The following is a 13369-nucleotide window of genomic DNA, read 5'->3' on the forward strand; positions in this document are numbered from 1 at the left end:
ATGCAATGAGCAAGCGGAGTGCCCGCCGGGGATGGAGCCCGGAACGGGGGCAGTCCGCGTCGTCCCGTTGTCGCGCTACCGGATCTTTCGGCGTTGCAACTGGCGCCACAGCGTCGATGCGCCGTGTCTGACGCGTTCCGCGAATGTCCGTGCCTTGGAGGGGGCGGCCGGCTGGTCGATCCCGCGTCGCGACGCCTGCGCCTGTCGGCGTTCGTGTTCCATCGCCCTCAATGCCTCTGAGGCATCCGCAAGAACCGCTTCGAACGGCGTCGAGGCGTCGCCGGTCGCCACGGCCCGCTGGAGCGCCCGAAGCAGGGCCATCCGCTCGTTCCCGACGCCGTCAAGGACCGACTCGTCGCCCAGCGGCGTTTCCCGGGACTGTCCCGGTCTGCCCAGTCGCTCGGAGGTGGCCAGGTCCCCCTGGGCGCGCACGAAGGCCTTGTCCATCTCAAGCGGGTCGAGCCGGAGGAGGGCGGACCGAAGGACGTCGTCCAGCGGCTGCCCGGCGAGCTCGCTCGGGGACGTTCCGTCCGGGGTCACGAACAGTCCGGATGCCGACAGGGCGTTCTCCGATCTCTCGCAGATCTCTCTGAGCGGGCGGGCGGAGAGGGCGGTGTGGTGGGAGGCGAACCGCCCGCTGGCGTCGATCCCGAAGTCGCTCCAGGCGGGCCTCACGTGTCCCAGCATCCATTGACCGACGACGGCCCGCTGGAGCGTGGCGGCGTCCGGAAGCGTCGCATCGGTCGGCGGCGATCCGGCGATCGCATCCACGATGACGACGCGCGGCTCCCCGGCGCAAAGCGGGGCGCTGACGGTGGCCTGGGGGAGGCAGAGGTCGACGCCGGTCTGTCGGCGGACCTCGCGGTGCATCGCCGCGCCCATGACTGCCCGGAGGGCCGCCTTCGTCGCCTCCCTCACGGCGCCCGATCCTGGCGGCGCGGGAGGGATCGCCAGGAGCCGAAAGACCGGCAGGCCGTCGTCGGCGTTGACGACCCCTTCGGTCGTGCTGCCGGACAGACGGTGCGCGGGGGACTCACCGCGCCATTGACGTGCCTGCGCAGCGCGCCTGGCCGGCGAGGCTTCCGCCTGTGCCTGGCGGGCGAGTTCGCTGCGCAGCGGTTCGGGTCGACACGCGCGGCGCTGGATTTCCGCGTAGTTCTGTCGCATCTGATCGATCCCCTGGAGGCACAGGGAGGCGAGGTCGAGTTTGGCCTGGCCCTTCTTCTGGCTCTCGCAGCCACCGCGCTCTTTCCGTTCGATGTACCCGAGGAGGCGCGCGCGCAGGGCCTGGGCTTCGTTGTCGTCGAAGATCTTTTCTTCGTGCGCGCGGGTCCACAGCCGGTCGTAATCGCGTTTCACCGCGGCAAAGCTGGTCGGATCCCCGGGATTGACGGCCCTGCCGACGGCCGTGGTCGCCTTTCGTACCGTCCTGATCGCGCCGTGGCCGGCGGTGCGCAGCACCGAGAGGGCGGCCGGCCTGGTCTTGGCGGATCGCGCGTCGCCCGTCCGGCCATCCGTCGACGGCTCCACGCGGCGGGACACGCGTGCCTTCAGCTTCTGGAGGAAACCCCGCCGCTTCCAGTCGGCGGGCGTCGGGGTCGCGTGAGAATCGACAGTGGCGGTATTCCCGTCCGGAAGATGGCCTGCAGACGTCACTCGCGTCATGGAAATGGAGCTCCTCGTGGTTTCGCCTTCTTGCCGGCAGAAGTGCTCCCGGCCAACGGATGAGTCTGCGAACGACAGTCAGCCGTTCGGTGATCGGAGATCCCGCTGCTGGCGACGGCGGTGCTGCAAGACGACCGGCAGGTCGGAGCATCGGACTCGCGACGCATGACCTGGCACCCCGCTTGCTCAACGGGCTGCTGGTTCGAACGGATGTGCCGGTGCCCTTGGGGAGAACAATGAAAACGATGCGAAACACCGCCTGCGCGAGCGCGGTCCTCGGGCTGCTGAGCGGCCTGTGCGGCGAGGCCTTGGGCCAGCCGGCGCCGGCCGCTGGCGCCCAGCCCCTGCCCACTGTGGTCGTGTCCGGCAGCGTGGCCGAGCGCCGGCTCGACGAGGCGCCGTATGCGGCCTCCGTCATCGATGCGGACACGCTGCGCTCGGCGGGGCCGATGATCAATCTCTCGGAGGCGCTGGCCCGCGTGCCCGGCCTCACCGCCAACAACCGTCAGAACTATGCGCAGGACCTGCAGCTGTCGTCGCGCGGCTTCGGCGCGCGGGCGCCGTTCGGCGTGCGCGGCTTGCGGCTCTACACGGACGGCATCCCGGCGACGATGCCGGACGGGCAGGGGCAGGTCACGCACTTCGACCTGGCGTCTGCCGCGCGCGTGGAGGTGCTGCGCGGACCGTTCTCGGCGCTTTACGGCAACAGCTCGGGCGGCGTTATCGCGCTGGTGAGCGCGCCCGTGCGCGAACGCTTCGCCGAGCTGGACCTCGACGCCGGCAGTGCCGGACTGCGCCAGGCGCGCGTCACCGCCGGGACGCCCTTCGGCGACGGATGGGAAGCGCAGGTCGGCGCCTCGCGCATGGAGACCGACGGCTTCCGTCCGCACAGCGCCGCGCGGCGCACGCTCGCCAACGGCCGCCTGGCCTGGACGGGCGCACGGGACCAGGTCCTGCTGCTGCTCAGCGACATCGACCAGCGTGCGCAGGATCCGCTCGGGTTGACCGCGGCGCAGTTCGCCGCCGATCCGGATCAGACCGCGTCCCAGGCCGGGCAGTTCAACACCCGCAAGAACGCGAGCCAGACGCAGCTGGGCGCGCGGTGGCGGCACCAGTTCGACGAGGCCGGCGCCCTCTCCGAAGCCGTGCTGGCCGCTTACGCCGGCCGGCGCTCGGTGACGCAGTGGCAGTCCATCGCCGTCGGCGCGCAGACGCCGCCGGGCAGCGGCGGCGGGGTGGTGGACTTCAGCCGGGATTACGACGGCGTCGACGCGCGCCTGATGTGGCGGCTGGGGTCGGCGACGCTGGTCACCGGCGTGAATGTCGAACGCCAGCGGGACGACCGCCAGGGCTACGAGAACTTCGTCGGCACCGGGACGTCGCAGCAACTGGGCGTGACGGGCGCGCTGCGTCGCGATGAGCAGAACCGGGCCGTGACGCGCGAGGCTTACGCGCAGGGGGAACTCCCGCTGACGACGACGCTCACGGCGAGCGCGGGCGTGCGCGCGGGACGGGTCTCGCTCTCCGCCCGCGACCGCTTCCTGGGCAACGGCGACGACTCCGGGTCGCTGCGTTATGACTACGCCAATCCGGCCGTGGGGCTGGGATGGAAGCTCACGCCGTCCTTGCTGCTGCACGCCGCGCTGGGGCGGGGATTCGAATCGCCGACGCTCAACGAGCTGGCCTACCGCGCGGACGGGCAGGGCGGTTTCAACACCGCGTTGCGGCCGCAGAAGAGCGTGCAGCAGGAGGTCGGCGCGAAATGGCGCGCGGGGACGGTCGAGCTCGACGCCACCGCCTTTCACGTCACGACGCGCGACGAGATCGGCGTGCTGACCAACAGCGGCGGGCGCTCGAGTTTCCAGAACGTCGGCCGCACGCGGCGCGGCGGCGTGGAGCTGTCCGGTGCCTGGGAGGTTGCCCCGCGCTGGCGCGCGCAGATGGCGCTCGGGACGCTGAAGGCGCGCTACCGGGACGGTTTCCTGACCTGCACCGGCACGCCGTGTCCGGCCGCGAACGTGCCGGTGGCGGCCGGCAACCGCATTGCGGGCACCCACGGCGGCAGCGCGTATGCCGAGCTCGCCTGGCGGCCGTTCGAGGTCGCGCGTGACGGCGAACTGGCGTTCGAATGGCGCGGCGTCAAGCGCGCCGCGGTGAACGACATCAACAGCGAATGGGCCGGCGGCTACGGCGTGCTCAACCTGCGCGCGCGCCGCGGCTGGACGGTCGGGGCGATGCGGGCGGAGCTGATCGCGCGCGTCGACAACGCCGCCGATCGCCGCTACGTCGGCAGCGTCATCGTCAACGACGGCAACGGCCGGTTCTACGAGCCGGCGCCGGGGCGATCGTTCTGGCTGGGCCTGTCGCTGCGCGCGGCGTCGTCACGGGAACCATGACCAGGGCCGGCGTGTCGTCTGCGGCGGTTGGAAGGCGGCGATGGACGGCTTGTACCGGTCATCGGTGTCGGAGATCAGGAGCAGAAGGACCTCCCGGCGCCGCTCGTCCCCCAGCCTCGGCTGGCGTTCCGCCCTGCGCGGTCCATCGACCACCCTCGGGCCCTCCGTCTGGAACAGCGCTTGCGTCAACGACGCCCGCAGACGGGCGGCCGCCAGGTCGCGCAACCGACCCTCCTCCATCGTCCGCAGGGCGACGGCATCGCGGAGCAGCGGTGCCAGTACCTTGTCCTGCGGCTTGAACGGGCTGAATGGGGACGCCTGACGGAGCATGTCGGACAGTTCCCAGCCGTCGATGCGCGCCCGGCTCACCGGTGTCGAGGCGGCAGGGGCGCGCGCCGGGCCGGTCGAGGAGGGGACGAGCTTGCCGGCGAGCCATTCGTGCCCGCTCGCTTCACGCCGCCCGGACTTGCGGGTGCGGAAGGCGGTTCGATTCACATCGTGACGATTGAAGTGGTTCGGGCAGCCAAGCACCCGGCGGACGAAACCCCGACTGGCCAGATCATCGGCCAGCGTCTTCGCGCGTTTATTCAGCCACTCCAGGAACCGTCGACGTCGATCGTCGCTCTGAGCGCCTCCGATGGCTCCGTTCGGAACCGGTTCTGTCGGGCCTATCGAATTCAGATGGGACGTGCTGGCGAGACTGGAAGTGTTCATGATTGGAGGGCCTCCGGAAGGATCAGCGGGCCGGACGGCCATGCAGCTGCCGCGCGATCGCCGCCAGCGCGGCGTCCAGCCCCGATCGCAGGCCGAGTTCCACGAAGCCGTTGGTGTCCATCAGTTCCACCAGTTCGTCGCTGGCGAAGCGCCGACGGCCCTCGTCCACATGGTCGCCGACGCGGCGCAGCACGTCGTCGCGCACGGCGCGATCCGGGGCTCTCTCCGCGGCGTCGAGCAGTTCGATCAGCGGTCCGTCGAAGCCGTCCAGCAGGACCTCCAGATCCGCGATCGCGTCGTCGAGCGCCATCGTCAGGCGCGTGCGATCCGGATGCTGCTCGCAGCGCCCGACCACGGCACGACGCAGGTCGTCCACCGCCAGTCGCAATCGGCGCCGCGTCTGGAGCCAGGCCTGACGCGGCGGGGGCAGGGGGTCGCCGGCGCGCGGCTTGGCGGGAAGCGCGTCGGGAGCGGCGACGCGTGGGGCGTGTGGAGATGTCATCCCCGTATGTCGCCTGGCAACGCGCGCGGGTTCGTGCCCGGCTCCGTTCAAGGAGCGACCTGCGGGATCAACTCGCGGCGAGCTGCTCCACCAGCCGCATCAGCAGCTGAGGCTTGAGCGGCTTGGGCAGGTGCGCGTCGAAGCCCGCCTGCAATGCCTGCTGCCGGTCCACGTCGCGCGAGAAGGCGGTCAACGCGATCGCCGGCAGACGCTCGCCGGGGACCTCCAGCGCGCGGATGTCGCGGATCAGCTCGTAGCCGTCGCGGCCCGGCAAGCCGATGTCGCTGACCAGCAGGTCGAACGCGCCGTCGGCCAGCGCCCGCAGCGCGTCGTCGGCGCCGTGGACCACGGCCGCGCGGATGCCGCGATCCTCAAGGATGAGCTTGAGCATCGCGGCGGCGTCCACGTCGTCCTCGACGACCAGCACGCGCAGTCCCGTCAGCGGGATCGCGGGCGGGTCGCCGGCGCCTGGCCCCGCGACCCCGGGCGTCCCGGAGCCGCCGGCGGTCTCCGACGCGCCGGACGTGCCGGAAGGGCTCAAGGCGCCGTAGGCGGTCAGGCCTCCGGACGCCGTGTCCGCGTCCAGCACCGACGGCGCCGCGTCTTCGCCGGGCAGCCAGAAGCGGATGGCCGCGCCGCGGCCGCGGCCCTCGCTGTGCACATCGACCCAGCCGCCGTGCGCCTCGACCAGGCTCTTGACGATCGCCAGACCCAGACCGAGTCCGCCGTGCTGCCGGCTGCTCGCCGCGTCGCTCTGCGTGAAGCGGTCGAAGACGTGCGGCAGGAACTCGGGTGCGATGCCCTGGCCCTGGTCGCGGACCTCGACCACCACGCCCGCGTCCTGCGCATGCATCGCCAGCGTGATCGCGCTGCCGCGCGGCGAGAACTTCGCCGCGTTGCCCATCAGGTTCCAGACCACCTGCTGCAGCCGCCCGCTGTCGGCCAGCAGGACGGTGGACTCGTCGAGCAGGTCCAGCTCGATCCGGTGCCCGCTCTCGTCGAGCGTGTGCTGGATCGCCGCCACCGCCGTGCGCAGCACCTCGCCCGCCTCGACGCGCTCGCGCGTCAGCGGCAGCTTGCCCACGTTCAGGCGGGACATGTCGAGGATGTCCGTGATCATCCGCGCCTGGATCGACACGTTGCGATCGATCGCGGCGAGTCCCTTGACCAGCAGCTCCGGCGGGCTGTGGCGCTGCAGCACGTGCGTCCAGCCCATGATCGCGTTGAGCGGCGTGCGCAATTCGTGCGAGAGCACCGCGATCAGGTCGTCCTTCATCCGGGACAGCGCCTCGGCCTCGCCGCGCGCGCTGCGCTCGCGGTCCAGCAGTTCCTGGCGCTGCCGGGCGAGGCGCCGCTGCTGCGAGATGTCCGCGGCCATCGCCATGCACACGCCGGGCTCGATCGGCGCGGAGGCGGTCCATTCGACCGGCACCTGCGCCCCGTCGTGGGATCGCAGCGGGAACTCGGCATGCAGCCCGTCGCTGCCCAGCGCCGTCACAAAGGCCAGCGCGGCGGCCCGGTCGGCATCGCCGACGAAGTCCGTCAGGGGCCGGCCGATCACGGCTTCGCCCTCGTCGGGCTGCAGGCCGAGCAGTGCGAGCATCGCCGGATTGGCGTCCAGCACGGTGCCGTCGCCCGCCTTGAGCAGGCAGATGCCGCCGGGCGCCTGCGCATAGACGGCGCGGAACTTGGCCTCGCTGCGCCGCATCGCGTCCTCGGCGGTGCGCGTGCGCACCAGCGCCTGGATCGTCGAGACCAGCACGGCCGGCTCCACCGGATGCGTCAGGTAGGCGTCCGCGCCGGCATCCAGGCCGCGTACCTTGTCCTCGTCGGTGAGGTAGGCGGCGGTCAGGTGGATCACCGGCAGCCGGAAGGTGCTGACCTGCGCGCGCAGACGCTGGCAGAGTTCGAAACCGTCGATGTCGGGCAGATGGATGTCGAGCACGACCGCCGACAGGCCCTGGTCCGCGATCCGGAGCGCCTCCGCGCCGGTGGCGGCCTCCACCGTCGGGAACCCCGCCGCGTGGAGCTGGCGCACCGTCGTGTAACGGCCGATCGGATCGTCGTTGACCACCAGCACGCAATGCTGCGAACGATCGATGAAGCGCGCCTCGCTCATGCGTCGGGCACCTCCGCGGCGGCGCCCGGCAGTCGCAGCGGCAGCGTCACCGAGAACACCGAGCCCACGCCCGGTTCGCTGCGCAGGCCGACGCGGCCGCCCAGCAGCTCCGCCAGCCGCTTGCTCAGCGACAGGCCCAGGCCGGTGCCGCGCAGCCGCTTCTGGATCGGCGAGCCGATCTGGATGAAGTCCTGGAAGATCGCGTCGTGGAACTCCGGCGCGATGCCGATGCCGGTGTCGGCCACGGAGAAGGTGATCTCGTCCTCGCCCGGAACGCCCGACGCGGCCGGCGCGGTCACGGCGCTGACGCGCACCTCGCCCTGCGCGGTGAACTTCAGCGCGTTGGAGATGTAGTTGCGCAGGATCTGCGACAGCTTGGCGTCGTCGGTGAAGAGCTGGGCGATGCCCTGCGGCTCCTCGAAGATCAGTTGGACTTCCGGATTGACCAGCACCGGCTTGAACATGCCGCGCAGCGCGGCGAAGAGGTCGACCAGCTCGAACCAGCCCGGCGACACGTCGATGCGGCCCGCCTCGACCTTGGCCAGGTCCAGCAGGTCGTTGACCATGTCGGCAAATTCTTCCGACGTGGTGCGGATGAAATTGATCTGCTTTTCCTGTTCGTCGGTCAGCGGGCCGTCCACCCGGTCCAGCAGCAGCCGCGTCAGGCTGCGGATCGACGAGATGGGGGTGCGGAATTCGTGGCTCATGTAGGCCAGGAAGCGGCTCTTGAGCTCGGTGGCCTGCCGCAGCTGCTGCGCCTGCGTGTCGAGCTCCGCGTAGAGGGCGAGCACGCCGCGATTGGTCTCGTCGAGTTCCGCCTGCAGCGCCTCGACCTGCGCCTGCGAGCTGGTCAGCGCGTCGCGCAGGGCGACGGTGTCGTCGATGGGCATCGTGTCCTTCCTGAGCGTCATGCGCGATCCTGACGGCGGACCACCACCACGGTCGCATCGTCCCTGCCGCGCAGGTGGTCGCGGAGGATCCAGCCGGCGATCACCGCCGGATCGGCTTGCAGCAGACCCGGCGTCTCCTCCAGCGTCCAGCGGGAAACGATGCCGTCGGAGAACAGCACCAGGATCGCATGCGGCGGCCAATCGTAGACGACATCCTGCAGCCGGCGGATCTGGACGCCCAAGGTGCCGTGCTGGGACAGCAGCGCGCGGTCCGACACGCCGGAGATCAGGCGTCCCGAAATGTTGCCGGCGCCGGCGAACAGCAGCGGTCCCCCCGGCACCAGCGACAGCGCCGCCGACGCCGCGCCGCGGGTGCTGCGCAGCGCATCGTGGGACCGTTCCAGGAAGGCGGCGGGCGAGGCGAGGTGGCCGGGCTCGGCGCGCGCGAGCAGCGTCATGAGCTTGTCCGCCGCCTCGGCCGCGTCGACGCCGTGGCCCAGACCGTCGGCCACGGCGAGCGTCCAGCGCTCGCCACCTTGACCCGCGTCGCACCTCAGCGCCCAGGCGTCGCCGCTGACCGTCTCGCCCGGCGCGGCCAGCGACAGGCCGGCGACGTCGAAGGCGGTGTCCGCGGCGACGTTGATCGGGGGCGCGGTGCCCGTCGACAAGGCGGCGGGGGCGGAAGCCCGGCTCCGGTCGGCGCGCGGTCCGAAGCGGGCGGCCAGGACGGTCCCCCGCTGCGGCGCGGAGAAACCGCCGAAGCGGTCGGCCATCCGGCGGATCGCGCCGAGTCCGGTCCCGGCCGTGCCGCCGGTGCTGTAGCCGTCCTGCAGGCAGCGCGGCAGGTCCATGCCGTCGCCCTGATCGAGCGACAGCACCTGCACGCCGAGGCCGTCCGTCTCGTCCACGCCGATGAGCAGCGCGGCGTGCCGGCCGGGGCCGACATGGCGGAACAGGTTGGTGCCGAGTTCGGTCACCGCCAGCGCGAGCCGGCCGGCGGATTCCTCGTCGAAGGCGAGCTCGGTCGCGAGCGCCTGGGCGGCACGGCGGGCTTCCCCCACCTGACTCGCGTCGTCGATGGGGAAGCGTCGATAGGCGCGCACGACTACTTCCAGCGCGTGATGGTCACGCGCGTCCCGCGTCCGGGCGCGGAATCGAGTTCGAAATCGTTCACCAGCCGCTTGCTGCCCGACAGGCCCATGCCCATGCCGCTGCCCGAGGTCCATCCATCCTTCATCGCCAGCTCCAGATCCGGAATTCCGGGTCCCTGGTCGACGAAGGCAAGCCGCAATCCCGTGCGCACGCCCGACTGGACGATGGCCCATTCCATCGCGCCGCCGCCGCCGTAGACCAGCGTGTTGCGCGACAGCTCACTGGCCGCGGTGATCATCTTGGTCTGGTCGACCAGGGAGAATTTCAGCTCCTGCGTGAGCTTGCGCACCAGCTGGCGCGACAGGACGATGTCGGGCTCGCTGCCGATGGGCAGCGAGCCCGACGTGGCGGCGGACGCCGTCACCGTCCGCGCCCCTGGCCGGTGGCGTCGTCGCCGTCGGCTTCGGAGGACCCGTCGGCGAGGTCGGCGTCGTCGTCGGCGCCGTCGGCCTGCAGCAGCAACGCCATGCCGCGTTCGACATTGAGCGCGGTGCGCACGCCGTGCAGCGTCAGTCCGAGTTCCACCAGCGTGATCGCGACCGCGGGCTGCATGCCCACGACCACGGAATTCGCGCCCAGCACCTTGGCGATGCTGGAGATGCCGGCCAGCATGCGGCCGATGAAGGAGTCGACGATCTCCAGCGCGGAGATGTCGATGAGCACGCCCGTGGCGCCGGTGTCCTGGATCCTGTTGGCGAGGTCGTCCTGCAGCGCCAGCGCGGTCTGATCCTGCAGGTCGACCTGGATGGTCACCAGCAGCGTCCTGCCCATGCGCAGGATCGGGATGCGCGTCGTCATGCCGCGCCCAGGCTGCCGGCGCCGCCGGTCGGGCCGGCGGTGCGGCCCTTGCTGACGACGAAACCAGTGCGCTTGAGCGCCAGCGACAGCGCGTCCGCCAGCGTCGCCTTGGTGGTGATGCCTTCCAGGTCGATGCCCAGATGGACGATGGTCTGGGCGATCTGCGGCCGGATGCCGCTGATGATCGCGTCCGCGCCCATCAGCCGGATGGCGGTGACGGTCTTGAGCAGGTGCTGCGCGACCAGCGTGTCGACGGTGGGCACGCCGGTGATGTCGATGATGGCCAGCGCGGAACCGGTCTCGACGATGCGCTGCAGCAGCGCCTCCATGACCAGTTGGGTGCGGCCGCTGTCCAGCGTGCCGATCATCGGCACCGCGAGCACGCCCTCCCACAGCTTCACGACCGGGGTCGACAGCTCCAGCAGCTCCTGCTGCTGGCGGCCGATGATCTCCTCGCGGCTGCGCTGGTAGGTCGTGACGGTGTACTGCGCCATGCTGTCCAGCAGCGAGGACACCGCCCAGGTCGCGTCGGCCAGGCCCTCGGCGTCGCCCGCGAACTTGCGCTGCACGCCGGAGAAGAGGGGTCTCTTCAGCGCCAGCACGAAGCGGCTGGTGTCGGCGGCGGTCGATCCCTGCGCGGCCCGCGAGGCCGACAGCTGGGCGAGCGTCGCCCGCACGTCGGACCAGGCGGCATCGTCGAGATTGTCCGTGCCGTCGGCGCGCAAGCCGGCAAGCAGGGCGGTCAGCAGCTCGCCGGTCTCGCGGCCTTCGCTGGCCAGGGCGCGACCACCGGTCACCGACGCCAGCTCGGCCTGCCATTCGGCCAGGACCTGGTCGCGATGGACGGACAGGAGTTCTTCGACGGCGGCGCTGTTCTGTTTCATCGGGTCCTCTCGGGGCGCTGGAAATGGGGGATCGGAGGGGATGGCAGCCACCTCACGGCGGCGCGATCGTACGCTAGGCGACATTCGCCCAAAGGCATCTTTGGGCGAGGATTGGGGAAGGGTATCTACCAGGGTGGCGCGGGCACGCCGGTTGCCCAATGGCGCTGTCGGAGACTCAAGACCAAGATGATCATGATTGGGAGAACGATGTGGCGGATCAGATGAGCGTGCTGGTGGTGGATGACAAGCCGCAGAACCTGCTCGCGATGAGGGCCTTGCTGGCCGATTCGGGCCTGGAGGTGTTGACGGCCGATTCCGGACCTGCCGCCCTGGAACTGCTGCTCACGCACGACGTGATGCTGGCCCTGCTCGACATCCAGATGCCGGGCATGGACGGCTTCACCCTCGCCGAGCTCATGCGGGGCACGGAGCGTACCCGTCATGTCCCCATCATCTTCCTCACCGCCGGCTCGCAGGAAGCGCAGCGCAGCTTCAAGGGCTATGAGGCCGGCGCCGTGGACTTCATCTACAAGCCCGTCGACGCCCACGTGCTGCGCAGCAAGGTGGCGGTCTTCGCCGACCTGCACCGCCAGCGGCTGCTGCTGGCCGAGCGCATCGTCGAGCAGGAGCGGCTGGCGCGCGTCAACGCGCTGATGCTGAGCGCGCTGAGCCACGACATCCGCAGTCCGCTGTCGGTCATGATGCTCAATGCGGAACTGCTGATCCGCCAGACCGAGTCGCCGTCGCTGCAGAAGGCCGGCCAGCGGGTCAAGGCCGCGGCGACGCTGCTGGGCCGGCAGGTGGACCACCTGGGCAGCCTGGCGCGCCGGCCCTGCGAGCTGCTGCAGGTGCACCCGGTGCGCGGTGATCTCGCCACGCTGACCGCGCAGCGCCTGGACGTCGAGAGCAACCAGGCCGTCATGTGGGCACCGCCGGAATTCGATCGGGTGGGCGACACCAGCGGCGACTTCGATCCCGAGCTGATGGCGCAGGCGCTCGATCAGCTGCTGATGCAGGCCGCCACGCATGCCGGCGACAGCGCGATCCGCATCCAGGTGGACGGCGGCGCGCAACGCTCGCTGATGCTGCGCATCAGCTTCGACACGGTGCTGGCGCCGGAAGCCTCCATCCACCTGTTCGGCGGCAACGAGCCGGTGTCGGGCATGTCCTCGGCGCAGGTCGGCCCGGGCCTGCAGGAGCCAGAACGCGTCGCGCGGGCGCACGGCGGATCGCTGATCGGCGTGTCGCGGGCGCGGCAGGGCACGATGTTCGAACTGCTGCTGCCGCGGCTCCAGGCGGAACGCTGAGGACGTCCACGGAATGTTGTCCTACACGCGGTCCCAGCACGGCCCGACAGACCCGGCGCGCGCGCCGGCCCACAGTGGTGGCATCACAGCAACCACGATGGGGACTGCCATGAACCGCTCCTCCGCTCCCTCGATCAAGCGCCCGGCCCGCACCGTCATGAAGGCGGCGGTCGCGGCGGCCGCCTGCGTCTTGGCGGGCCACGCGATGGCCGATATCACGTTCTACGAGCACGACAGCTTCCGCGGCCGCTCGGCCAGCACGGACGCGCAGGTGAATTCCATGAAGGACTTCGGCTTCGATGACCGCGCGTCGTCGCTCGAGGTCCGCGGCGAGCGCTGGGAAGTGTGCGCGGATCCCGGCTACGCCGGCCGCTGCCGCGTGCTGCAGCCGGGCAGCTATCCGTCGCTGGAGTCCATGGGGCTGAACGACCGCATCAGCTCGGCGCGCCGCGTCGGCGGCGGCGAGGTGAGCCGCGACCGTTACGGCCCGGATCCCCAGCCGACCTACTACCGGCGCGGCGACGAGTCCACCTATCAGGCCCAGGTCGTTTCCGTGCGGGCCGTCATGGGCGAGCAGCAGCAGCGCTGCTGGATCGAACAGAAGGAAGTGCGGGACCGCCCGAACGTCGGCGGCGCCGTCATCGGCGGCGTGCTGGGCGGCATCCTGGGCCACCAGTTCGGCGGCGGCTCCGGGCAGGCCGTGACGACGGCCGCCGGCGCAGTCGGCGGCGCGGTGGTCGGCAGCAACGTCAACCGCGACAAGGACGTCCGCAACGTGCAGCGCTGCGGCAACGGCAACAACAACGGCAATCCCGAGTACTGGGACGTGACCTATCGATTCAAGGGACAAGAGCACTACATGCAGACCCGGCGACCGCCGGGAGCGACCGTGACCGTCAACGCACGCGGCGAGCCGCGCGAGTAGACGGACGCGATCATCGA

The 13369-nt window shown here is 70.9% G+C and carries 12 protein-coding genes; 3 read left to right on the forward strand and 9 right to left on the reverse strand.

Translation table 11 applies throughout. The annotated features are described in order from the left end of the window. Positions 1-75: 75 nt before the first annotated feature. A complete protein-coding gene (locus tag PV762_RS26645) occupies positions 76-1665 on the reverse strand; it encodes a hypothetical protein (protein ID WP_421038020.1) in 1590 nt (529 codons plus the stop codon). 245 nt (positions 1666-1910) lie between these two features. On the opposite strand from PV762_RS26645, the gene PV762_RS26650 reads away from it, so the two are divergent. Then, the gene (locus tag PV762_RS26650) at positions 1911-4061 is read left to right on the forward strand and encodes a TonB-dependent receptor family protein (RefSeq protein ID WP_421038021.1); all 2151 of its coding nucleotides are present in this window, start codon (positions 1911-1913) and stop codon (positions 4059-4061) included. Here the strand turns inward: PV762_RS26650 and PV762_RS26655 are convergent. The 8 genes from PV762_RS26655 to PV762_RS26690 all read right to left on the reverse strand — a co-directional run bounded on the left by PV762_RS26655 (position 4047) and on the right by PV762_RS26690 (position 11120). Then, the gene (locus PV762_RS26655) at positions 4047-4775 is read right to left on the reverse strand and encodes a hypothetical protein (protein WP_421038022.1); all 729 of its coding nucleotides are present in this window, start codon (positions 4773-4775) and stop codon (positions 4047-4049) included. The genes PV762_RS26650 and PV762_RS26655 overlap by 15 nt on opposite strands. A gap of 22 nt (positions 4776-4797) precedes the next feature. Further along, positions 4798-5277 (reverse strand): hypothetical protein, encoded by a 480-nt coding sequence (locus PV762_RS26660; protein ID WP_421038023.1) that lies wholly within the window; start codon positions 5275-5277, stop codon positions 4798-4800. 67 nt (positions 5278-5344) lie between these two features. After that, complete coding sequence (locus PV762_RS26665; RefSeq protein ID WP_421038024.1) at positions 5345-7396, reverse strand: response regulator; 2052 nt, start codon at positions 7394-7396, stop codon at positions 5345-5347. Next, positions 7393-8307, reverse strand: coding sequence for a sensor histidine kinase (locus PV762_RS26670; protein ID WP_421038025.1), 915 nt, complete (start codon positions 8305-8307; stop codon positions 7393-7395). The genes PV762_RS26665 and PV762_RS26670 overlap by 4 nt, the downstream gene beginning before the upstream one ends. Next, positions 8304-9389: a SpoIIE family protein phosphatase gene (locus tag PV762_RS26675; RefSeq protein WP_421038026.1), complete on the reverse strand. Its 1086-nt coding sequence runs from the start codon at positions 9387-9389 to the stop codon at positions 8304-8306. The genes PV762_RS26670 and PV762_RS26675 overlap by 4 nt, the downstream gene beginning before the upstream one ends. Before the next feature lie 2 nt (positions 9390-9391). Then, positions 9392-9802, reverse strand: a complete 411-nt coding sequence (locus tag PV762_RS26680; RefSeq protein ID WP_421038027.1) for an anti-sigma regulatory factor — start codon at positions 9800-9802, stop codon at positions 9392-9394. Next, the gene (locus PV762_RS26685; protein WP_421038028.1) at positions 9799-10236 is read right to left on the reverse strand and encodes an STAS domain-containing protein; all 438 of its coding nucleotides are present in this window, start codon (positions 10234-10236) and stop codon (positions 9799-9801) included. Before PV762_RS26685 ends, PV762_RS26680 begins: the two co-directional genes overlap by 4 nt. After that, positions 10233-11120 (reverse strand): STAS domain-containing protein, encoded by an 888-nt coding sequence (locus tag PV762_RS26690; RefSeq protein ID WP_421038029.1) that lies wholly within the window; start codon positions 11118-11120, stop codon positions 10233-10235. Before PV762_RS26690 ends, PV762_RS26685 begins: the two co-directional genes overlap by 4 nt. Positions 11121-11329: 209 nt before the next feature. On the opposite strand from PV762_RS26690, the gene PV762_RS26695 reads away from it, so the two are divergent. Next, positions 11330-12427: a hybrid sensor histidine kinase/response regulator gene (locus tag PV762_RS26695; protein ID WP_421038030.1), complete on the forward strand. Its 1098-nt coding sequence runs from the start codon at positions 11330-11332 to the stop codon at positions 12425-12427. A 109-nt stretch (positions 12428-12536) separates the two neighbouring features. After that, the gene (locus tag PV762_RS26700) at positions 12537-13352 is read left to right on the forward strand and encodes a beta/gamma crystallin-related protein (protein ID WP_421038031.1); all 816 of its coding nucleotides are present in this window, start codon (positions 12537-12539) and stop codon (positions 13350-13352) included. Positions 13353-13369: the final 17 nt, after the last annotated feature.

The sequence above is a fragment of the Mitsuaria sp. CC2 genome (assembly GCF_048957715.1).
Classification (GTDB): Bacteria; Pseudomonadota; Gammaproteobacteria; order Burkholderiales; family Burkholderiaceae_C; genus Roseateles.